We start from the raw sequence: 23,271 nt of genomic DNA on the forward strand, positions 1-23,271 counted from the left end.
CTCACCCAGCTATTGACAAAAAAATTTTCGTGAGTTAATATTTTTATATACAAAATATTTTATATTGAAAATTTTTGGGGTGAAACTTTATGAACAAGGATTGCGATAGTAAGCTTTTATATGATTTGTTGCGTGCAATTAGACAAAAACTCAACAACCAATTGAGAGCAAACAACCTCTCTGAATTTCAAAAAGACCTTACAATTGGAGAACAACAAGTAATAATGGTTTTAAGTGAGAATAAAAATGCTCCAATATACATGAAAGATATTGCCTCAGAACTAGATATTTCTCCCAGTACCCTTACAAATATAGTAGATAAACTTGTAGAAAAAGGTTTAGTTCAAAGGGACTTTGATTTAGAAGATAGAAGAAAAATACAAATTTCTTTAACAAAAAAAGGAGAAGATATATATAAACATTTAGTAGACTTTAGAATGAAAGTTTTACAGCCAATTTTTGAAAAACTCTCTCCCCAAGAAATAGAAACATTAAAAAGCATATTGCAAAAAATTAAAGAAGAACTATAATTTTGAAGGTGGTGCTTTATGAAAAACAGTGTAAAAACGTTTTTAATAGTCTTAGTCATCTTAGCAATTGTGGCTTCTACCGTTTATGCAATCTCTATAAAAAACAAAAACTCTGCTTCCACTGTAGAGGTAAATGCTGCTAAAGTTGAAAAAGGTGATATAGTTTCTTTATTCTCTACCACAGGAGTAGTAGAATCAAAGTCCAAACAAGAATATTACATATTATCTCCCACTAAAGTTTTAAAAGTCTATGTATCCGTTGGAGATAATGTAAAAAAAGGAGATAAACTTCTAGAATTAGAAACACAAGATTTATCTATACAATATCAAATTGCACAAAAACAACTGGAAATAGCGCAAATGCAACTGGATGCATTAAAAAAATTAAAAGAAAAACAGTCACAACAATCCCAAGTCGCAGCTCAAATTCCCAATACCTCTTTGCCACAACAACTCCCTTCGGGAGAAAGTACAGTACAACAACCCTCCATTTCTCAGATACAAACTTCTTCTCTTAGCCTTGAGGACCAAATAAAACTCCAACAAAAACAAGTAGAAATTGCAGAATTAAATCTCAAAAATATAAAGCAAAATATGTATAAACAGCAAAAATATGTTATTGCTGAATTTGATGGGACAGTAACAATAGTAAATGCCAAAGATAATAGCTATTTTACCTCCTCTCAATTTCCTGCAATTGCAGTAGAAGATTTAAACAACTTGCAAATTGCACTTGATGTAAACCCTTATGATGCGGTAAATTTAAAAGAAGGGCAAAAAGCCTACATACATTTTGCAGATAAAACTTTTGAAGGAGTAGTCAGCAAAGTGAGTCCTACTGCAACAAAAGTAATTACTCAAACAGGAGGAGATAATGTAGTAAAAGTCTATGTGGACCTTTTAAACAATGATGGCACAATAAAGCCCGGTTTTAACGTGGATGTTGATATAAAAATTGGCGAAAAGAAAGATACAATAAAAGTTCCATCAGAAGCAATCGTAAGCGATAAAAATGGCAATGAATTTGTGTATGTAGTAGAAAATGGCATAGCTAAACAAAAGAAAGTAAAAACCGGTCTCGCTTCTGATTTAGAGACAGAAATCATAAGTGGAATAAATGTTGGTGAAAAAGTCATACTAAACCCCACCAGTTCTATCGAAGATGGCACAAAAGTTAGCGTAAAGGGCGGGAAGGACTGATGATTGAGCTAAGCAATGTAAAAAAAGTGTACAATCTTGGAAAGATACAAGTTGATGCATTAAAAGGCGTATCTTTAAAAATAGATAAAGGTGAATATGTAGCAATTGTCGGTCCTTCTGGCTCTGGCAAATCCACTTTAATGAACATTATAGGCCTTTTAGATAAACCTACATCTGGAAGTTATAAACTCAATGGAACTGAAGTATCAACCCTAAGCGATGACCAGTTAGCTTATTTGAGAAATCGTCAGATAGGATTTGTCTTTCAATCTTTTAACCTTTTGAGCAAATTGAACGCACTGGCAAATGTAGAACTACCAATGTTGTACGCCAAAATACCATCAAAAGAACGAAGGCAAAGAGCCCTAAGAGCTTTAGAAATAGTGGGATTAAGTGAAAGAATACACCACAAACCTAATGAGCTATCGGGAGGGCAGCAGCAAAGAGTTGCTATTGCCCGTGCTATTGTGATGAATCCTTCTTTTTTGCTAGCAGACGAACCAACAGGAAATCTTGACACAGCTTCTAGCATTGAAATAATGAAAATCTTTTATCAACTCAATGAATCGGGTACTACAATAGTAATGGTTACACATGAGCAAGATATTGCAAATCATGCAAAAAGGATAGTCCGCTTAAGAGATGGAAATATTATAGAAGATACGCTTGTTCCAAACAGAATAACTTATTAGCAGGTGATAAATATGTATATTTGGGAAGCAGTAAAAGTGGCAATTGACAGCATATTGAGTAACAAATTGAGAGCTTTTTTAACGATGTTGGGAATTATAATAGGCATTGCTTCAGTTATAACAATTGTCTCTTTAGGAGCAGGTGGCCAAAAGGCTATATTAGGTGAATTTGAAAAAATTGGTGTAAATGTGTTTTCTATTAAAACAAGAAATGACGTAGAAATTAGAGATAACGATAGATTAGCTATTAGAGATGTAGAAATGATTAGAAAAAGATTGTCTTCTGTAAAATACGCTGCGCCAATTGCAGAAAAAATGGGACTTGCCAAAACAGACAAAGTTACTAAAAGAGCCCTTTTTATAGCTACAGATTTTGATTATGGAAATGTTTCTAACTTAAAAGTAATCTATGGACGATTTTTAAATGAAAAAGATATTCTTTTAGGAAGAAACGTAATACTTATCGATAAAGACTCAGCTAAAGAACTTTTTGGCTATGAAGATTGCGTAGGAAAAAGCATCAAAATAGGCAGCTATTCCTCCTTTGATACAGCAAAGATAATTGGCGTCATTGACAGTGGAAATTTAAAAAGCTTAGGCGGGTCAATAGCTGATCAAATACCTGTAATAGCTGCAATTCCAATAACTTACGCACAAAAAATTTTTCCAGACGTTAATATCTCGCAAATTTACGTAATGACCTATAACCAAAACCAATTAGATGAAACATCCTCCCAAGCCGTGCGTTTGATAGAATCATTACATCACAACAAAAACAAATACAAGACAGAAAACCTCATAAGTTTTTTAGAAGAATTTAATAGGATATTAGGAATATTTACAGCTGTCATAGGTGCCATTGCGGGTATTTCTCTTTTAGTCGGTGGAATAGGGATTATGAATATAATGCTTGTATCTGTAACGGAGCGCACAAGAGAAATAGGAATAAGAAAAGCAATAGGAGCAAGACAAAAGGACATATTGACACAGTTTTTGATTGAAGCAGTTACAATTTCTCTTATAGGTGGAGCAATAGGTATTTTCCTAGGGTATATTTTAGCAAATATAGTCGGGCCCTTTATTGATATAACTCCAGTCTTTTCAATAAATACAATATTAATCGCTTTTCTCTTCTCAACAGCAGTAGGGATATTCTTTGGAATCTATCCCGCACAAAAAGCCGCCAAATTAGACCCAATTGTAGCATTACGATATGAATAAAAGCAAGAGGAATAACCTCCTCTTGCTTTTTCACTCCATCAAATCCCTTAAAAACATATTAAGTCTCTTTTCCTTGCCAATAGTTGAAGAGTTCCCATGACCAGGGTATATTATAACATCATCTTCTAAAACTAAAAGTTTATTTTTTATAGAATCCATTAAAGTAGAAAAATCTCCTCCTGGAAAATCGTATCTTCCTATAGAGCCTTTAAATAGGATATCGCCGGTAAAACATACATTATTAATTTTAAAACACACCCCTCCTTTTGTGTGCCCTGGGGTGTATATAACTTCTACGCTGTATTTTCCAAAAGTTAAAGTATCACCGTCACTTAATAAAATATCTGCAGGATTGCATAGTATTTTTTTATAGACCATTTCAGATAAGTTTAAACTGGGGTCTAAAAGCATAGGAGCATCTTCTTGTGAAATAGCAACTTTTGCATTAGTTAGTTTTTTCAGCTCTTCTACTCCACCTATGTGATCAAAATGCCCGTGTGTAAGCAAAATATATTTTACATTTAAATTGTTAATAATAATATACTCTTGTATTTCAGATGAATATTCCCCTGGATCTATTGCAATTGCTTCCATGTTTTCTTCGTCAGAAACAATATAGCAATTGGCTCCATAAAGTCCTACCACATACCTTTGTATTTTCATAAACTCACTCCTAAAATATTTTTTTAGAATCAATAAGGATTGTAACAGGTCCGTCATTTTCAATTAATACTTTCATCATGGCCTGAAATTTACCTGTTTTGACATTTACACCTCTATTTTCTATCTCTTTGACTAATAAATTAAAATACTTCAAAGCCTCTTCTGGTTTTTGAGCCATCATGAAATTAGGCCTTCTGCCTTTTCTCACATCCCCCAACAAAGTAAATTGAGAAACGAGGAGTATTTCCCCTTCTACCTCCAAAAGAGATAAATTCATTTTTCCTTCTTCATCTTCAAAAACACGCAAATTTACTATTTTATCCGCCATATAGGCTACGTCTTCTTCTGTATCATCAACAGATATGCCAACCAAAACAACAAATCCTTTTCCTATTGAACTTATTAATTCACCATCTACACTAACTTCTCCATGAGTCACCCGTTGAACAACAGCTCTCAAAAAAATCACCTCTATGCACTTAATCTGTAGACGTCCATTACTCCTTCCAAAGCTTTTAATTTATTCATAACTTTTTCTAGTTGCTCTTTTGAAGTAATCTCTAAAGTTAAATTTATAATTGCAATACTGTCTTTTGTTGTTCTTGCATTGACAGCTTTTACAGCAATTTTTACATCTGCAAGAACACTTGTAACTTCTGTCAAAAGTCCAAATCTATCACTGGCCATAATCTGTATATCAGCTTGATAAGCGATGTTTTTACCTTGCTCCCACTCTACTTCTACAATCTTGTTCCTATCGAAAAGATATTCTTTTATATTGGGACAATCTTTTCTGTGAATAGAAATACCTCTTCCTTTAGTTACGTAACCTATTATTTCATCCCCCGGAACAGGTGAACAACATTTTGCAAACCTTACCATTACATTGTCTGCCCCTTTAACAATGACTCCTGTTCCACCTGTTTTCTCTTTTTTCTTTCCAACCTTATCAGTTGGAACAGACTTTAAACCTATTTCTTTCTGAGATTTTTTGATTTCTTCCTTAATTCTCGGTATTACCTGATTTAGAGTTAACCCTCCATATCCGATTGTTGCATATAAATCCTCCATTGTGTGAATATTGAGTTTTTTAAGCACCTCATCCCATATTTCACTCTTTATCATGGCAGGCTGTATACCATGACGCCTTAACTCTCTTTCTAACATTTCCTCGCCGCGAGCGATGTTTTCTTCTCTTTTTTCTTTTTTAAACCACTGTCTGATTTTATTTCTCGCTTGAGAGCTTTTGACAATCTGGAGCCAGTCTCTACTTGGACCTCTGTCTTTATTTGGACTTACCAATATTTCTACAATATCGCCGTTTTTCAATTGATAATTTATAGGGACTATTTTACCGTTTACTTTAGCACCGTTCAAACGATGACCTATTTCAGTGTGTATGCTGTACGCAAAGTCAATAGGAGTAGACCCCGCCGGCAGATTTATTACATCCCCTTTAGGGGTAAAGACAAAAACCTCATCTGTAAAAAGATCAATTTTTAAAGTTTCCATAAATTCTTTTGCATCTTTTAACTCTTTCTGCCACTCTAAAAGCTGCCTAAGCCAAGAAAGCTTTTGGTCAAACTCGTCTTCTGTGGTCTTACCCTCTTTATATTTCCAATGGGCTGCAATACCGTATTCTGCTGTTTTGTGCATCTCCCATGTTCTTATTTGTATTTCAAAAGGTTCTCCTTTAGGACCTATTACTGTAGTGTGAAGGGATTGATACATGTTAGGCTTAGGCATTGCAATGTAATCCTTAAATCTGCCAGGAATTGGCTTCCATAAAGTATGAACAATTCCTAATACACCATAACAGTCTTTTACAGTGTTAACAATTATCCTCACTGCTAACAAATCGTAAATTTGCTCGAAAGTTTTATTTTGCGTTTTCATCTTTTTGTATATACTGTAAAAATGTTTAGGTCGCCCATCTACTTCTGCTTGTATTCCCATTTCTTTTAATTTCTCTTTAATGGCAGTTATAATATTTTGTATAAACTCTTCTCTTTCTTTTCTTTTTGCAGCAACCTTTTCTACGAGGTCATAATACTCCTCCGGATGCAAATATCTCAAACACAAATCTTCTAATTCCCATTTTATCTTAGATATTCCTAGGCGATGAGCAATAGGAGCATAAATCTCTAAAGTTTCTTCCGCTTTTTCTTTTTGTTTGTCAGGAGGTAAATATTTGAGAGTTCTCATGTTGTGAAGCCTGTCTGCCAGTTTTATGAGTATCACTCTTATGTCTTTTGCCATTGCTATAAGCATTTTTCTCATGTTTTCAGCTTGCTGCTCTACCTTGCTTTTGTATTCTATTTTTCCTAACTTTGTAACTCCGTCAACCAAATCAGCAATTTCTTTCCCAAAAATTTCCAATAACTGGCCGTAATTCACATCTGTGTCTTCTAATACGTCATGTAAAAGACCTGCTGCAATAGTTGTAATATCTAACTCCAAATCGGCCAAAATATATGCAACTTCTATGGGATGAACAATATATGGCTCTCCCGAGTTTCTCATTTGGCCCTCATGGGCATTTACAGCAAAGTTATAAGCTTTGTATATTAACTCTAAATTTGCATCATCACCCATGTATTTTTTTATCCTATTTATCACTTTGTCCAACATAATTATCACACCTTATAATTAAAGTGGCTTAAAGCCACTTTTGATTAAAACTTTATTAATGAAATTATATCATATCCGTCAAGCTTTTTTCTACCATCTAAAAAAGTTAATTCAGTCAAGAAAATAATAGAGTCTACTATTCCTCCTAATTTTTCCACCAGTTTTGCAGAAGCGTAAATTGTACCACCTGTCGCTAGTAAATCATCAACTATTACAACTCTTTGTCCCTCTAAAACAGCATCTTTGTGTATTTCAAGTGAATCTGTCCCATATTCTAGTTCATACTCATAGCTTAACGTTTCTGCAGGTAGTTTTCCAGGTTTCCTGACAGGGACAAATCCTACTCCCAATCTATAAGCTAGTGGGGCTCCAAACAAAAATCCTCTTGCTTCTGGTGCTGCAATAAGGTCAAATTTTCTACCCTCTAAAGCCTTAGCCAGCATTTCTACGGAATAATTGAAAGCTTGCGCATCTTTTAAAACAGGTGTAATATCTTTGAATTTTATTCCTTTTTTAGGGAAGTCAGGTATTTCTCTAATCATCATTTTGATTTCTTCCAGCGTCATTACAAAAACCTCCTTAAATTTTCTGGCTGACAATGAACTTGGCAAATTCAATAAACTCTTTTTTAGCTAAGAGTATCTGTTGCATTATCCGAGCTTGTTCAATATTAACCTTTTGTGACACAGAATTTTTGCTTAACATAAAAATATTATCACGTTCTTTTACATTTATCAATCCTATTTCTTTCATTGCTTTTATGCAAAATGAAAATTTTATTGGATTTAAATTCAGTTGTGGATGCAAATGTTCTTTAAATAAAATGTTGTTTCCTTCTTCTATAAATTTGTAAAGTTTAATAAAGTCCTTCCTTTGAGGAAAAATTTCGTCAAAGGATTTTAAATTATAATATATATCTGCTTCTTTAAAAACTAAATGAATCCTCTTTCCTTGTGAATGAGAAAGAATGTGATAAAAGATTTCTTTTTTAAAGGGTATATCATAAATAATTATATCATCGTAGTATTTTAATGATTTTAAAGAATTAGGGAAAAATAGTATACCATTTTCCTTTTCACAATCTCCATTACATAATGAAAAATCCAAAAACTTTTCCTTTTTAAGATATCTAAGTAATGACCTAAGTTCTATAATTGTATTTACTATGACAACTGTTTTGCTTTCTCCTTTAAAAAGTTTCAGCACATATTCCCACTTGTTATTAATTCCTCTTTGGTCAATTATATAATCAACTTTTTTGTCTATCTCTTTTTTCTCAGGCTGATACTCTACCATGATTTTGCTCAAGTTTTTATAGTAGGAAAACAAAGGCAACTTAATTCTTAAATCTTTTACATTTATCACTACTGCCTCTATACCGTTCCAGCTATTTATTTCAATGTTTCCCACAACATCTATTACATCTCCTATTTTTACATCGTTTCCTTTTTCTGATGCATCAAATAGCATAAGCTCATACACAAACTTGTCTTTTTGGACGATGATTTTTTTGTATTTTCCACCATTTAAATCAAATACTTTTGTAACTGTCAAACCCTCAAATAAAAAATTAGGCCGAGGATTATTGTTGCCAAAAGGTTTAAATCTTTGAACTTGCTTAGCTATTTCTATATCTATCTTTTCATTTTTAACCTTTGCATCTATTCTTAAACTTGGAATTAAATCAAGTTCACTAAGCACCGTATCAGCATATTCATTTATCTTAGTTTTAAAAATCTCCAAATTGTTTTTCTCAATATTTATTCCAGCAGCCATTTCATGGCCACCATATTTTATCAAATAATCTTTACAGTATTCTAATGCTTTATATAAATTAAAGCCTTCTATGCTTCGCCCCGAACCTTTACCTTCTATTTCTCCTAAACTTATAAGTACAGAAGGCCTATAAAACCTTTCTGTTATCCGGGATGCCACAATCCCAATAACACCTGGATGCCAATTTTCATCCCACAGTACAATTACTTTTTCTCTATTCAAATCAACAGTCTCTTCTACTTTTTTGATTGCTTGTTGAAGTATTTGATTTTCTAACTGTTGCCTATTTAGGTTTTCCTGGTTTAAATATTCTGCTATCTCTTCTACTTCTTTTTCGCTATGGCTTATCAATAATCTGACAGCCGCTTCTGCACTTCTTAATCGCCCCGCAGCATTGAGACGAGGAGCTAATATAAATCCCACATGATATTCGTCAATTTTAACATTTTCCAATCCAGAAGCTTTTATGATGGCTTTTAAACCTATATTTTGTGTTTCATTTAGTCTTTTTAGCCCTTCTTTTACAATTATTCTGTTTTCTCCTAATAAAGGAACAATATCTGCAATAGTTCCTATTGAAACAATATCCAAAAGTTCATAAGCTTCTTCTCCAATAAGAGCTTGTGACAGTTTAAAAGCGACTCCCACCCCTGCTAGGTCACAAAAAGGGTATTCACTATCAGGTAAATGAGGATTTATCACAACGTCTGCCTGTGGTATCTCTTTAGGAATACTATGATGGTCAGTTATAATTACATCTATTCCCAAAAATTTAGCTTTTTCCACTTCCTTAACAGAAGTTATACCACAGTCTACACTAATTATAAGTTTTGTTCCTCTTTGTGCAATTTTGTCTATTGCTTCTTCATTTATACCATATCCTTCAACTAATCTTTCTGGTATGTAATAATCCACTTTTGCCCCTAACTTTTTTAAGGTTAAATATAGGATAGCAGTAGCGGTAATCCCATCAACATCATAATCGCCATAAACAGTGATTAGGTCCTTCAAGGCGATATGTTGTTGTATCAAATCTTTTGCCTCTTTTATTCCCCTTAAAAGATAAGGAGAGTACAAATCTTTCAAATCAGAATTTAAAAAACTCTTAACTTCTTGGAGATTTAATCTTGATGAAAGTATATCAGCAATTATTTTGGGTAGTCCATAAGTTTTTTGTACTTCCTCAGATAATCGAGAATCTTTATTCTCCTTCAAAATCCACCTGCAAATTCTAGACATCAAATCACCCACAAATTCTTCTATTTTTTTCTCCTCTCAATTATAAAGATTCTGTAGAAAACCCACAAACATAGAAATAAAGCAACTACATAACCAAAAAGCCCCAGTGCATTGTAGCCAAAAACTTTATATCCCCCTTGAAATGTCAAAACCAATGAAGAAGCTACAATTAAAGCTGATGCTATGATACTTACAATAACCTTATTTACCATAATATTTAAGTCATAGCGTAAGCTTTCACTTTCATCAAGGTTTATTCTAACTTTTATATCGTCTTTTATAAGCTTTGTCATTATACTTTGGATTTTAGATGGAAGCTTTCTCAATACTATTATTGCCTTATGTAAATCCTTCGAGTTTTCTTTTAATATTTTAGTTAAACTGATGTTTCTCAAATATACCTCTTTTATAAAATCTTTTGCCACACTAGAAATACTAAAATCGGGATCTAAGCTTCTGCCTACACCTTCTACTGTAGCTAAAGATTTGAGAAGTAAAGTAAACTCTGGAGGCAAGATCAGTTTGTGCTTATAAACAGTTGACATTATTTTCCTCATTGAATCGTTCACACTGATATTTTTTAGTGGAGTGTTGTAAAAATAATTTATTATATGGTTTAAATCAGATTTAAGGGTTCTAAGATTAGTATCAGGCCTTATGGCACCCATGTCCGATAAAACTTCTATTACTTCCTCAATATCATTTTCAGCAAAAGCTTTAAAAAGGTCAATTATCATTTCCCTTGAGGATTTATCAAGGTAACCTACAATTCCAAAATCCACATATGAAATTTTGCCATTATTTGTAATTAAGATATTGCCAGGATGGGGATCGCCATGGAAAAGACCAAATTCATAAACTTGTAAAAATATAGCCCATGCTCCCTCTCTTGCAATTTTCTTTAAATCAAAGCCTTTTTTAATAAGTAAATCTCTATTTTTTACACTTACACCTTCTACGTACTCCATTGTAAGAACGTGCTTTGTAGTGTATTTCCAATATACTTTAGGTATGTAGATATAACTTTCCTTTTCAAAATTTTCTCTAAAGCGTTCGGCATTATTCCCTTCTTGTGTGTAATCCAATTCATTGAGAAGAGATTCGGATAATTCGTCAACAATTTCTACAAAATCCAAAGGAGCATCAACTATACGCTCATTTAAAATTTTAGCAATATTCTTTAGAATTATTATATCAGCATTTATCTTTTGTGATACTTCTGGACGCTGTACTTTAACAACGACATCTTTCCCTTCTTTAATTTTTGCCCTATAAACTTGTCCAATAGAAGCTGAAGCAATAGGAGTTTCATCAAAATAAATGAAAAAATCCGATATTTTGCCTTTTAATTCACTTTCTAAAATATTCTTTATAGCTACAAAGTCTTCTGGTTCTACATTATCTTGAAGTTTAGCAAGTTCCAATAAAATATCATGAGGAATAAGGTCCCCTCTTGTACTTAAAAGCTGTCCCATTTTTATAAAAGTAGGGCCTAATTCCTCCAATGTTTTTCGAATCCTCTCTCCAACTCCTATGTAATCATGACTTTTCAGTATATTAAAAGGTATATGTCCACCTTTTAATAAAATATCAGAAATAAAACTAAAGCCATTTTTAGTTAAAATTTTTAATATCTCTTTATATCTTCGGGTAATATTTTTATTTCTAAAAATAAAAGGCAAATTCATTTTTTCACCTCAATAAAAATATAGTAGCATTATCTCTCAAAGAGATATTATGCCACTACATTTTTTATAATTTAAGATTTAGGCTTTTATAGGTTTATTAGAGATTTTCCTTCTCTTTTCTCTATTCTTAATTAATACCCAAAGAGGAGTAGAGATAAATATTGAAGAATATGCTCCCCAAGTTATACCAATAAGTAAAGGCAATGCAAAATCTTTCAATGCCTTAGGTCCTAAGAAATACATTAAAGCAAGCATAATTAATACTGTTAAAACTACGTTTATCGACCGTGTAAGCGTCTGGTTTATACTCACATTCGCAATTTCTGCATAATCAGATCTTCTCATACTTTTTAAATTATCTCTTATTCTGTCAAAAATTACAATAGTATCGTGAAGAGAATAGCTAAATACTGTTAAAAGAGCCGCTATAAAAGGCGAGTCTACTGTTATTTTGAAAATAGCGTAAATTGAAATTAATATTACTACATTATGCAATAATCCAACAACTGCTGCCAAGCTCATTTCAAAATTAAATCTAAAACCTAAATAAGTAAGCATCACTGCAGAAGCTACTAAAAGCGCTAATATCATTCCAAATTTTATTTCTGCTCCTAAAGAAGGTCCAACTTGCTGTGACATTATTAAGTCATTTTCTGTTAAGTTGTATTTTTTTGTGATATCCTTTATTATTGAAAGTCGCGTTTCATTGGAAATAGGATTTGTTTTTATTGAAACTTCATCACCTTTTGTCCCTATCTTTTGTATTTGGAAGTCTTTAACTTTATGTTCATTTAAGATTTTAATTATATCATTTGTATCAAAAGGTTTACCAATTTTAAACTCCATTATCGTTCCACCAGTAAAATCTATGCCCCAATTAAATCCATTCACAAACATAGCTAATATACCAATTAGAATCATTGCACCTGATATTACAAACCAAATCTTAGTTCTTTTAATAACATCTATATGAAATCTGTGCTGATTCACTCAATTCCCCTCCTATGCTCCATAGACTTTTATATTCTTTGACAAATCCATATCTAATAGTGCATGCAACAAAAACCTTGTAACAGTTATAGCAGTGAATAGGCTTGAAGTCACACCTATTATAAGAGTTAAGGCAAACCCCTTAACATTTCCAGAGCCTAAGTAAAAAAGTATAATAGCTCCAATTATAGTGGTTATATTAGCATCAAATACTGCCCTAAAAGCTTTCGCGAAGCCACCATCTAAAGCTGGTCTTATGCTTTTACCAGACCACAATTCTTCTTTAAACCTTTCGAAAATTAAAATATTAGTATCAACAGCCATACCGATAGAGAGTAAAAAGCCTGCTATACCAGGCAAATCGAGAGTAATATTAAACAAAGCATAAATAATGAAATTTATCAATATATATATTAATAAAGCTAAGTCCGCTACAAAACCAGGTAATCTATAAAAAGCAATCATAAAAAGCATTACCAGCAATGTCCCATATATTCCAGCTTCTACGCTGGCATTTAAAGCACTTGGTCCTAACGTTGCCCCTACAGAACTGTAGGCTATAGGTTTCAATGTAACAGGTAAAGAACCTGCCCTTATAAGAGTGGCTAATTCAGATGCTTCTTGAAAATCCTTCAAGCCTGTAATGACTGCATTTCCAGTAGTTATTACAGCATCTACTCTAGGAGCGGAAATTACCTTATCATCTAAAAGTATCGCAATAGGTTGTCCTAAAAATTTTTGTGTCGCTTCTGCAAATTTCTTTGTACCCTCTGCATCAAGTACTAACGTAACTTCTGGTTGTTGTACACCTGTTTGAGTCTGAGCGTATACTGCTTTAGAGTCTTTTACATTAGCTCCTGTCAATATTACTTTGCCGTCAGGACCTACAAATTTTAATTGAGCGGTTTTACCTATTACCTGTATTGCCCTATCAGGGTCATTCATACCAGGTAATTCTACACGAATTCTATTTGACCCCTGTTGAGCTATCACAGGTTGTGTTACACCAAGGGCATCTACTCTATTCCTTATAACTGCAATAGCTTTATTTATTGCATCTTGTGTAACATTACCTTGTGCCTCTTCTAATACATAAACGCCTCCTCTTAAATCTAACCCTAACCTTATGTGCTTTTGTACGGGACTTATGGAGTAATTACCTGCATTTATTCCAAAAAACGCCACATATGCAACTACTGCTGCAATAACAATTACAGAAAAAAATTTGATAAACCCTCTACTTCTCATTCAAATCCTCCTTCGTAGTTTAACTATTTTCTATTATATTACTTTTATTGTAAACGGTCAATTGCCCAAAGTTAGAAAAATGTAGTTTTGCTAATTCTACATAATGTTCATAGGAACGATGAATATTTTCAATTTCCTCTTGAGTAAGTTTCCTTATAACTTTTGCAGGATTCCCAAAAGCAAGACTACCCTCAGGAATCTTTTTACCTCCTGTTACCAATGAACCAGCTCCAATTATACAATTATCTCCTATATCTGCATCATCTAAGATAATCGCCCCCATTCCTATTAGCACATTATTTCCTATTTTGCAAGCATGGACTATCGCCCCATGTCCTATTGTACAGTAATTTCCTATATAGCAGGGATGTCCCTCTGTAATATGTACAACACAATTATCTTGTATATTAGTTCCTTCTCCAACAACTATTTTATCTATATCTCCTCTTAGCACAGCTCCATACCATATATTAGCATCTTTTTTTATTTCTACATCTCCAATAACTTCTGCTGTTTCCGCTATATACGCCTCATCATCTATTTTGGGTTTCATACCCTTATATTCCTTTATAATCATTTACCTCACCCTTTAACATTTGATATGCTTTTATGGCAATCGCATTTTCAAAACGCCTTTTTTGCATTTCACAAGCCAGCTCATAAGGTTTATTAATATCTCCATTTATGTTGTAATTATTTGCAAAGCAACCTCCACTGCAATAGAACCTTGCCCAACATTTTGTACATTCTTCTCTTTTGTAAATATCGCTTTCCATAAATTTTTGCTGTAATTCTTTATTAGTTATACCTTCTTCAAGATTTCCTAATTTAAATTCCTCAATACCCACAAATTGATGGCAAGGATAAATATCCCCATCGGGAGTCACCGCTATATACTCAAAGCCAGCACCACAGCCTTGAAGCCTTTTTTTAACGCAAGGCCCTCCTTCTAAATCTATTTTAAAATGATAAAAAGAAAAAGGCCTTCCTTCTTCGTATTTCTCTATATATTCTTCTGCTAATCTGTCATATTCATTTAAAATTCTCTCTAAATGCTCTTCCTTTAATGTATAGTCTTTATCTTCTTTTTCAACTACCGGCTCTACAGATATTTCATAAACTCCTAAATCAGCAATGTGCAACACATCATTAGCAAAATCCAAATTTTTTGCAGTAAAAGTCCCTCTAACATAGTATTCCTTTTTCCCTCTTGACTCAACAAACTTTTTTATTTTGGGAACTATTGTATCATAAGTTCCACTGCCGTCTACACGTATTCTCATGTTGTCATTTACTTCTTTTCTTCCATCCAAACTAAGTACCACATTAGAAAAATTTTCATTAAAATACTTTATTTTCTCATCATCCAGCAAAACTGCATTCGTCGTTATGGTAAATTTAATTACTTTTTTATTCTCTTTCGCCTTTTCTTTACCATATTCTACTAACTTCTTGACTACATCAAAATTTAAAAGGGGTTCACCGCCAAAAAAGTCAACTTCAATGTTTCTCCTTTTTCCAGAACTTTTTATTAAAAAATCGATTGCTTTTTTGCCCGTCTCAAAATCCATCAATTTGCGTCCACCTTTAAAATCCCCCGTAGAGGCAAAACAGTACTTACACCTTAGATTGCAATCATGGGCCACATTTAAACACATTGCTTTTATAACAGAATCGCTTCTCGACACTGCAATATCTTTATAAATATCTTCTGAAAATAATAAACCTTTTTCTTTTAATTCATCAATTTCTGCAATAGCTTCTAGTATATCTTTTTTTTCATATTTATGTTGAAGTAAATTTACAATTTCTTCTTTTGAATGATTTTCATAAAAGTCCAAAATATCATAAATAATATCGTCTACCACATGGATAGAGCCACTTACCGGATCTACTACAATATTCATTCCCAGTCTTTTAAATTTATGCATTAGCTCTGACATTTTTTAACCTCCATTGCAAGTTTAAATGGCAGTAATTACACTTTACTGCCATTTGAGTAATATGTATTAATATTGACACTCTTGGTTTGCTACAGTACATGAGGTTTTACAAGCAGACTGACAGGATGCCTGGCATTCGCCGCACCCTGGTTTTTTTAAGCTATTTTTTAACGTTGGCTTGTTAATTGTTATAACATGCTTCATTTTTCTTCCCTCCTCTTCCTGATTTATTATAACACATAAAGAGAAGGAATTAAAGTTATAAATTGATGCCTATCATACCACCTAAAGCTCCTAAAATAGCCCCCCAAGCATATTTTACCGCCCAGGAAGAGGTAGGCCCTAATTCTTTTACAAAAAATGCTCCCACAATCAGCATAATAGTTACATACAGAATACCAGCAATTCCTCCATTCAACCACCCTTTACTGGTAGTATGTCGTGCAGATAAAGCACCTGATAAAACTATGCCTATTATGGTTATCAACAAAGCAAGGGTAGGTAAAGTTAATTCGGATACGGCTGTAAAGGTCAAAAGCAAAGCGTAAATTATGAAAAAACTAAGAGTGATAATGTAGGCTATTAAAACCCCTGTAAAAATTCCAGTAATATTTATACCAGTTCCATTTTCCACGCCAAACCTTCCTTTCAAAGTCTCACCCCCACAGTTTTCTTACTAATATGTATGCTTTTTATTTTAAACATAGTACATAAAAAAAGACGCGGCAAACCGCATCTTATCACTTTTCTTCTTTTTCGTTTTTATCACTAGTTGAGCTTATAACTCCTCCAACTGCCCATTTTGCAATCTTTAGCCTCACCTTATCTGCTCCCATTTCTAAAGTTATCACATCGTCTTTTATGTTTAGAATTTTACCATAAAAGCCACTTTTTGTAATAATCTCATCGCCAGGTTTTAAAGAATCAAGCATTTCTCTTTCTTTCTTTTGGCGCCTTTGTTGAGGCAAAATCAGCAAAAAGTAAAAGATTGCAATAAAAATAAGCATTTCGACAATTACATAAGTCGTTTGTGGATTCATTAATACTCCTCCTTATTCCCATAATATTTTTTAAAAAACTCTTTTTTAAATTCAAGCAGCTGGTCTTGCCTTATAGCTTCCCTTATTTTTTTCATCAACTTAATTAGAAAATAAAGATTATGTAAAGTAGCAAGCCTTGCTGCTAAAATTTCGTTAGCCTTAAATAAATGTCTTATATAGGCTCTTGAATAATTTCTACAAGTATAACAATCACATTCTTCATCTAAAGGAGAAAAGTCCTCCGCATAAGGAGCATCTCTTACTATTAATTTGCCCTTGCTGGTAAAAACTGTCCCATTTCTAGCAATTCTCGTCGGAAGTACGCAGTCAAACATATCAACTCCTCGTATTACTCCCTCTATAAGGTCATCAGGACTTCCCACCCCCATAAGATATCTCGGTTTGTCTTCAGGTAAATATTCTGTAGTTAAATCTACAATGTCGTACATTACATTCTTTGGTTCTCCTACGCTTAATCCACCTATAGAATATCCAGGAAAATCTATGTCTACTAATCTTTGAACACATTCTTTTCTTAAATCTTCATAAGTTCCTCCTTGGACAATTCCAAAAAGAGCTTGTTTTTCAGTATTTTTGTGGGCTCTTTTTCCCCTTTCAGCCCATTTGATAGTAAGTTCCATAGATTTTTTTACATAATCGTAATCTGCAGGATAAGGTGCACATTCATCAAAAGACATCATTATATCCGAACCTAAAGCATTTTGTATTTCTATTACTTTTTCGGGAGTGAAAAAATGTCTAGAACCATCTATATGAGACCTAAACTCTACACCATCTTCTGTAATTTTTCTTAAAGAACTCAAGCTAAAAACTTGAAATCCTCCACTGTCTGTTAAAATCGCTCTATCCCAATTCATAAATTTATGAAGGCCACCAGCTTTTTCTATAATCTTCTGCCCCGGCCTTAGATAAAGATGATAAGTGTTGCTTAAAATAATCGTCGCTCCAATTTCCTTTAATTCTTCAGGAGTCATAGATTTCACAGTTGCTTGTGTTCCTACTGGCATAAACACAGGCGTTTCTATAATTCCATGGGGAGTCTCTATTATTCCTAATCTCGCCTTAGTCTTACTGTCCTTTTTTATGAGATGATACTTAATTGCTGTCATTATATCCTCCTATTCTACCTTTTGATTCGTAATCAACTGCTTAAATTATAAGCATTGCATCTCCAAAGCTAAAAAATCTATATCTCTCTTCAATGGCTATCTTATAAGCCCTCATTATGTTTTCTTTACCTGCAAAAGCTGACACCATCATAATTAAAGTGGACTCAGGTAAGTGAAAATTTGTTATCATGCCGTCAATAGCTTTAAATTTATAACCGGGATATATAAAAATATCAGTCCAACCACTTTTTTCTCTTATATAACCATTTTCATCGGCTACAGTTTCAAGAGTACGAGTAGAAGTAGTTCCAACAGCTATTACTCTACCACCTTTTTCTCTTGTAGCATTTATTTCTTCAGCTGCTTCTTTTGTAACAATGTAAAACTCTTCATGCATTTTGTGATTTTCTATTATTTCTTCCTTTACTGGTCTGAAGGTACCTAATCCTACGTGAAGAGTAATAAAAACAGTTTTTACTCCCATTTGCCTTATTTTTTCTAATAACTCTTGTGTGAAATGAAGCCCTGCAGTAGGAGCAGCTGCAGAACCTTCATATTTTGCGTAAACAGTTTGGTATCTGTCTTTATTTTTTAATTTTTTCTTGATATAAGGAGGGACAGGCATTTCGCCTAATTTATCTAATACCTCTTCAAATACTCCTTCATAATAAAATCTTACTACTCTTCCTCCAACTTCTGTATTGTCCAAAATTTCTGCAACCAATTCTCCATTTCCAAAAACAACTCTTGTCCCTACTTTAGCTCTTCTGCCAGGTTTTACTAACGTTTCCCACTCATTTACTGATAATCTTTTCAAAAGAACAAATTCTATCTTTCCTCCCGAGTCTTGTCTTCGTCCTATAAGGCGCGCAGGAATAACTTTTGTATCATTTAAAACAAGGCAATCTCCCGCTTTTAAATATTTTATTATATTTTTAAAAATATCGTGTTGAATCTCACCAGTTTTTTTATTTAAAAACATTAAACGAGAACTAGACCTATCTTCTAAAGGTTCTTGTGCAATTAATTCTTCTGGTAATTCAAAGTAAAACTCGCTGCGTTTCATTTTTTGCGCCATCCTTTTACAAAGTTTTGTTGTTTATAGTATCGTATACCTCAATACCTTTGTAATAGTATTTTAAAATATAAATGTAATTATACCCATGGTCCGCCAGTCCTCTTGCCCCATACTGGCTTAACCCTACCCCGTGTCCATAACCACTGCCTTTTATAGTATAAACTTCACTGGGCTTGTCTGTCTTTTTTAGTTCTTTAATACCATTTGCTCCTACAACATAAACGGTATCTTTAGAAACCCTCGTTATACCTTCATTATTTTGAATATTTATCTCATTTAAAGAAACTTTTTGCGAATCACTGTAAGAAGAAGTCACGAAAACTTCAAATTCACTGTTGCCATCGCCTTTTATGTCAATCATGGTACTTTTAAGTCCAAAGAAAGACCGTATATCTCCTTTCCGTAGAGAAAAAGTTCCTTTTGTACCGTAAATGGTGACAGTAATCGCCCTTCCAGTCCAGCTTTTCTCAGTGACCTTTACATCTACTATATCTCCTATATCCTGTCCTTTACTTAACAGCAGGTTTTTTATCTGGTCTTTTGTGTAAGTGACTATCCAACTGTCATTAGCACTGCTATAGCCAAAAACGTATTTATCTTCCACACCTTTTAAGTAAGGAACATCAGCAGAAAAATAATTATTATTGTCTTCGGTATATCCACCACTGTGGGAATGATAAAGGGCATCTATAAGATTTCCTTGATATATAGCCACCACACCTTTTGTTTCATCTACCGCTTTGTTTGTAGAAGAAGATTCTCCATCATACCCTTTGTAAACTTGTGTTTTATCATCATCTGTCAAATCAAATCCATATTTTCCATATCTCCCTATATTTTTCGCTGCATAAGTTCGTGCTGCCACTGCTTGAGCCTTTAAAGCCTCTATATTCCAAGATGGTGGCATCTCACCCGGCACAACACCATATAAATATTCTTCCAATGGCACAACATTTATAGCAGTCATGTCACTGTCTTGTTGCCTTCTAAATTCAAACATGCCTCTGTAACGTTTTGATTCTATCGCAAGGGGCATGCCATCAGGGTTAAGTTTACTTACATATAAATCATCCTTCATATTAAATAAAAACAGGTTTTTTGTCCCATTGCTTATTAAAATATTTTTATCCGGCAACACTGTGGATATATTGGTATAATTTTTGGAAAAAATTTCATAGGCAGATTGCAAATCCGGAAGCGCCAAATAAGGTCCTATGTATACATGATATTTGCCATCAAATCCTATAAAAGCATTCGGAATTTGGTTTGCTATTTTAGCATAATCAGCATTCACCAGGTCCAAACTATCATAGCTTCCCACCATTAAATAGAAATTATCATCTTTTGCAACTTGTATGTTTTGCATGCTGGTACTAAAAATATTAATTAAATTTCCTGTATTATCTTGATAAGCAAAATTAAAACCTCCGAGAGAAGAAAGCTGGTAAGAAGATTTCGCCCCTTGTCCGTAAAAAAGTCCTACTTTTATAATTTTTGGAATGCTGATATCAGCATTCACGGTAGGATAAGGTGAGAGAGTTAAAATCATGACACTAATTATACTCCCTATTATAAATTTTTTCAACCTCACAAAATACAACTCCTTTTTCATATGTTATCTTCTAAAAAGCCATAAAATTAGTGTTAAAAACAGGCTCAATAAAAGGCTTGTCATAATAGGAAAATAAAAAGTGAAATTTCCTTTTTGATAAACTATATCTCCCGGCAAACGTCCTAAACCAATTTTTGAACCTGCAGAAAAAAGCACCCCTATTAAAATTAATATAGCTCCCATAAATATCAATATTTTACCAAAACTATCAAACACCTTCTATCCTCTCCTGTTCTATATAAGGATATTTAAGGTAATCATAAGCCAATTTTGTAACAACTCTTCCTCGCGGAGTCCTGTTTAAAAAACCTATTTGCAAAAGATAAGGTTCATAAACATCCTCTATTGTATCCCCATCTTCTCCTATTGATGCAGCAATAGCATCGATTCCTACAGGACCACCGCCAAACTTTTCCATAATAGAAACCAAAATCTTTCTATCAATGTATTCTAATCCCATCTCATCTACACCTAATACGTCCAGCGCTTCTTTGGAAGTTTTAAAATCAATGTATCCATTTCCTCTTACTTGTGCGAAATCTCTCACCCGTTTTAGAAGTCTATTGGCAATTCTCGGAGTCCCCCGTGACCTTTTAGCAATCTCCAAAGCTGCATCTTCATCAATTCCAATGTTTAAAATATTCGCTGACCTTTTAATTATTTCTTTTAATTCCTCCACTGAATAGTAATCCAAGCGGTTTATAACCCCAAATCTGTCTCTCAAAGGAGAAGTCATAAGAGCAGCCCTTGTCGTAGCCCCAATTAAAGTAAAGCGCGGAAGACTAAGCCTTATAGACCTGGCACTTGGGCCTTTTCCTATTACTATATCCAATTCAAAGTCTTCCATTGCAGGATATAGAATCTCTTCTACACTTCTATTAAGCCTGTGAATCTCATCTATAAAAAGTATGTCATTTTCCTGTAAATTAGTCAAAATTGCTGCCAAATCTCCCGACTTTTCTATAGCAGGACCTGAGGTTATTTTTATTCCTACTCCCATTTCATTAGAAATTACTGTGGCTAAAGTCGTTTTTCCAAGGCCAGGAGGACCATATAGTAGAACATGGTCAAGGGGCTCTTTTCTCATTTTAGCGGCTTCTATGTAAATTTTTAATTCCTCTTTTATCTTTTGCTGACCTATATATTCAGAAAGCCACTTAGGACGCAAACTGTATTCAGAGGCATCTTCCTGTGTAAAACTTTGAGTTAGTATTCTCTCCTCCATTCAATTCACCCTATTTCATTAATTTTTTCAATGCTTGCTTTACAGCTTCTTCTACGCTATCACAGGTGATATCTGCCAAAGCATAAATAGCTTCACTTTTGGTGTAACCCAACGCTAATAAAGCTTCTAAAGCCTCATTTGAAAAATTATTATCACCTTCAAAAACTATTTCTCTTGGAAGCTTATCTTTTAATTCCAAAATAATTCTCTCAGCAGTCTTCTTACCTATTCCCGGAGCTAATGTAAGAGCTTTATAATCGCCTGCGTTAACTGCTTTTACAAAATTATCAATAGAAACCACGGACAAAATAGATAAAGCTCCTTTAGGCCCTACACCACTAACAGACAATAACTTTTCAAATAAATCTAACTCTTCTTTTGTTTTAAAGCCAAAAATTTGGAAACCATCTTCTCTCATATGTAAATATGTATAAAGCTTGGTTATATTTCCTTTAGAAGGTAAAACTTTAAAAGTAGAAAATGGGACAAAAACCTTTATACCTATACCCATAAAGTCAATCACTACATAATCTTGTCCAATATCTTCAATCATCCCTCTAATATACTCAATCATCTTGAATACCCCAGCTTTTCAATCATATTGTTACTGTGACAATGGCATATAGCAACTGCCAATGCATCAGCTACATCGTCAGGTTTAGGAATTTCCTCAAGATTTAATAAAACCTTCACCATTTGTTGGACTTGATATTTATCTGCTCTTCCGTACCCTACCACTGCTTGTTTAACTTGCAAAGGAGTATATTCAAAAACCTTTATTCCCGAATTGACAGCAGCTAAAATAGAAACTCCTCTAGACTCCCCAATAGTTATGACAGTCTTTGCGTTTTTATTATAAAAAAGCTCTTCTATAGCTACTACCTCAGGACTGTAAGATTTTATAAGTGATATAATTCCATTATATATATCGTGTAGGCGCAAAGCCTTATCAATACCAGCTTTTGTAGTAACTGCACCATAGTCTATAACAGTAAACTTATTGGATTTGTAATCTATTATACCATAGCCCATTATGGCAATTCCAGGATCTATCCCTAATACCCTCATTATATCTCCTCTCCTTTTATTTATTTTAACATCAATGGACTTTATAAACAAGAAAAAGTTCTCCTAAAAGCATAGGAGAACTTCAGACTGTAGACAAACTTTCGTAAAGGAGATATTTTGTAATCGGTGCGACTTGTGACAAAGCGGCAACAAAACTTAGCAAGACCAAAGGTGGAGGCAGGGCCGAAGCCAAGGATGGCGGAGGCGGGCACCTGAGACAGGACGTCGATTGTGCCCGGTACCCTGCCGGAACCTGAAGGTCGAGTTTTAGTTTTGTCGCTTTGGAACATCGGAGCG

General features: G+C 33.7%; 24 protein-coding genes. 4 read left to right on the forward strand and 20 right to left on the reverse strand.

The features are described from left to right. Positions 1–89: 89 nt before the first annotated feature. Genes BUB32_RS10740 through BUB32_RS10755 form a run of 4 tightly spaced genes read left to right on the forward strand, consistent with a single transcriptional unit; the run spans position 90 to position 3,643 of the window. Positions 90–530 (forward strand): MarR family winged helix-turn-helix transcriptional regulator, encoded by a 441-nt coding sequence (locus tag BUB32_RS10740; RefSeq protein ID WP_072969376.1) that lies wholly within the window; start codon positions 90–92, stop codon positions 528–530. 18 nt (positions 531–548) lie between these two features. Further along, positions 549–1,730 carry an efflux RND transporter periplasmic adaptor subunit gene (locus BUB32_RS10745; RefSeq protein WP_072969377.1) on the forward strand — a complete coding sequence of 394 codons (1,182 nt, stop codon included), beginning with the start codon at positions 549–551 and terminating at the stop codon, positions 1,728–1,730. After that, positions 1,730–2,422 (forward strand): ABC transporter ATP-binding protein, encoded by a 693-nt coding sequence (locus tag BUB32_RS10750; RefSeq protein ID WP_003869775.1) that lies wholly within the window; start codon positions 1,730–1,732, stop codon positions 2,420–2,422. Before BUB32_RS10745 ends, BUB32_RS10750 begins: the two co-directional genes overlap by 1 nt. A gap of 12 nt (positions 2,423–2,434) precedes the next feature. After that, on the forward strand, positions 2,435–3,643 hold the full coding sequence (locus tag BUB32_RS10755; protein WP_072969378.1) for an ABC transporter permease: 1,209 nt from the start codon (positions 2,435–2,437) through the stop codon (positions 3,641–3,643). 30 nt (positions 3,644–3,673) lie between these two features. On the opposite strand, the gene BUB32_RS10760 is transcribed toward BUB32_RS10755, so the two are convergent. The 20 genes from BUB32_RS10760 to ruvC all read right to left on the reverse strand — a co-directional run bounded on the left by BUB32_RS10760 (position 3,674) and on the right by ruvC (position 22,974). Further along, entirely contained in the window at positions 3,674–4,306 is a 633-nt protein-coding gene (locus BUB32_RS10760) for an MBL fold metallo-hydrolase (RefSeq protein WP_072969379.1), read from the reverse strand. Between the two features lie 10 nt (positions 4,307–4,316). Continuing rightward, positions 4,317–4,766 (reverse strand): D-aminoacyl-tRNA deacylase, encoded by a 450-nt coding sequence (dtd, locus tag BUB32_RS10765; protein ID WP_072969396.1) that lies wholly within the window; start codon positions 4,764–4,766, stop codon positions 4,317–4,319. Positions 4,767–4,777: 11 nt separating this feature from the next. Next, positions 4,778–6,937: a RelA/SpoT family protein gene (locus BUB32_RS10770; RefSeq protein WP_072969380.1), complete on the reverse strand. Its 2,160-nt coding sequence runs from the start codon at positions 6,935–6,937 to the stop codon at positions 4,778–4,780. A 44-nt stretch (positions 6,938–6,981) separates the two neighbouring features. Beyond that, a complete protein-coding gene (locus tag BUB32_RS10775) occupies positions 6,982–7,503 on the reverse strand; it encodes an adenine phosphoribosyltransferase (protein ID WP_072969381.1) in 522 nt (173 codons plus the stop codon). Positions 7,504–7,516: 13 nt separating this feature from the next. Next, the gene (recJ, locus tag BUB32_RS10780) at positions 7,517–9,964 is read right to left on the reverse strand and encodes a single-stranded-DNA-specific exonuclease RecJ (RefSeq protein WP_072969382.1); all 2,448 of its coding nucleotides are present in this window, start codon (positions 9,962–9,964) and stop codon (positions 7,517–7,519) included. Between the two features lie 8 nt (positions 9,965–9,972). Beyond that, positions 9,973–11,640 carry a 2-polyprenylphenol 6-hydroxylase gene (ubiB, locus tag BUB32_RS10785; RefSeq protein ID WP_072969383.1) on the reverse strand — a complete coding sequence of 556 codons (1,668 nt, stop codon included), beginning with the start codon at positions 11,638–11,640 and terminating at the stop codon, positions 9,973–9,975. A 78-nt stretch (positions 11,641–11,718) separates the two neighbouring features. Beyond that, positions 11,719–12,630, reverse strand: coding sequence for a protein translocase subunit SecF (secF, locus tag BUB32_RS10790; protein WP_042832892.1), 912 nt, complete (start codon positions 12,628–12,630; stop codon positions 11,719–11,721). A gap of 12 nt (positions 12,631–12,642) precedes the next feature. Further along, positions 12,643–13,878, reverse strand: a complete 1,236-nt coding sequence (gene secD / locus BUB32_RS10795) for a protein translocase subunit SecD (RefSeq protein ID WP_072969384.1) — start codon at positions 13,876–13,878, stop codon at positions 12,643–12,645. Between the two features lie 19 nt (positions 13,879–13,897). Continuing rightward, complete coding sequence (locus BUB32_RS10800) at positions 13,898–14,455, reverse strand: gamma carbonic anhydrase family protein (RefSeq protein ID WP_072969385.1); 558 nt, start codon at positions 14,453–14,455, stop codon at positions 13,898–13,900. Beyond that, the gene (gene scfB / locus BUB32_RS10805; protein WP_072969386.1) at positions 14,436–15,821 is read right to left on the reverse strand and encodes a thioether cross-link-forming SCIFF peptide maturase; all 1,386 of its coding nucleotides are present in this window, start codon (positions 15,819–15,821) and stop codon (positions 14,436–14,438) included. The genes BUB32_RS10800 and scfB overlap by 20 nt, the downstream gene beginning before the upstream one ends. A gap of 66 nt (positions 15,822–15,887) precedes the next feature. After that, entirely contained in the window at positions 15,888–16,025 is a 138-nt protein-coding gene (gene scfA / locus BUB32_RS10810; RefSeq protein ID WP_072969387.1) for a six-cysteine ranthipeptide SCIFF, read from the reverse strand. Positions 16,026–16,080: 55 nt separating this feature from the next. Continuing rightward, positions 16,081–16,473, reverse strand: coding sequence for a TIGR04086 family membrane protein (locus tag BUB32_RS10815; protein WP_072969388.1), 393 nt, complete (start codon positions 16,471–16,473; stop codon positions 16,081–16,083). Between the two features lie 88 nt (positions 16,474–16,561). Beyond that, a complete protein-coding gene (yajC, locus tag BUB32_RS10820; protein WP_072969389.1) occupies positions 16,562–16,861 on the reverse strand; it encodes a preprotein translocase subunit YajC in 300 nt (99 codons plus the stop codon). After that, the gene (tgt, locus tag BUB32_RS10825) at positions 16,861–17,991 is read right to left on the reverse strand and encodes a tRNA guanosine(34) transglycosylase Tgt (protein WP_072969390.1); all 1,131 of its coding nucleotides are present in this window, start codon (positions 17,989–17,991) and stop codon (positions 16,861–16,863) included. The genes yajC and tgt overlap by 1 nt, the downstream gene beginning before the upstream one ends. Positions 17,992–18,031: 40 nt before the next feature. Next, on the reverse strand, positions 18,032–19,057 hold the full coding sequence (gene queA / locus BUB32_RS10830) for a tRNA preQ1(34) S-adenosylmethionine ribosyltransferase-isomerase QueA (RefSeq protein ID WP_072969391.1): 1,026 nt from the start codon (positions 19,055–19,057) through the stop codon (positions 18,032–18,034). Between the two features lie 16 nt (positions 19,058–19,073). Continuing rightward, positions 19,074–20,660 (reverse strand): SpoIID/LytB domain-containing protein, encoded by a 1,587-nt coding sequence (locus BUB32_RS10835; protein ID WP_072969392.1) that lies wholly within the window; start codon positions 20,658–20,660, stop codon positions 19,074–19,076. Positions 20,661–20,684: 24 nt separating this feature from the next. Continuing rightward, on the reverse strand, positions 20,685–20,897 hold the full coding sequence (locus BUB32_RS10840) for a DUF2905 domain-containing protein (RefSeq protein ID WP_072969393.1): 213 nt from the start codon (positions 20,895–20,897) through the stop codon (positions 20,685–20,687). Further along, on the reverse strand, positions 20,890–21,906 hold the full coding sequence (ruvB, locus tag BUB32_RS10845; protein ID WP_072969394.1) for a Holliday junction branch migration DNA helicase RuvB: 1,017 nt from the start codon (positions 21,904–21,906) through the stop codon (positions 20,890–20,892). The genes BUB32_RS10840 and ruvB overlap by 8 nt, the downstream gene beginning before the upstream one ends. Before the next feature lie 10 nt (positions 21,907–21,916). Further along, positions 21,917–22,480: a Holliday junction branch migration protein RuvA gene (gene ruvA, locus BUB32_RS10850; RefSeq protein WP_072969395.1), complete on the reverse strand. Its 564-nt coding sequence runs from the start codon at positions 22,478–22,480 to the stop codon at positions 21,917–21,919. Then, a complete protein-coding gene (gene ruvC / locus BUB32_RS10855) occupies positions 22,477–22,974 on the reverse strand; it encodes a crossover junction endodeoxyribonuclease RuvC (protein ID WP_072969397.1) in 498 nt (165 codons plus the stop codon). Before ruvC ends, ruvA begins: the two co-directional genes overlap by 4 nt. Positions 22,975–23,271 lie beyond the last annotated feature (297 nt).

This window comes from Thermoanaerobacter uzonensis DSM 18761 (assembly GCF_900129115.1).
In the GTDB taxonomy this organism is placed as follows: Bacteria; Bacillota; Thermoanaerobacteria; order Thermoanaerobacterales; family Thermoanaerobacteraceae; genus Thermoanaerobacter; species Thermoanaerobacter uzonensis.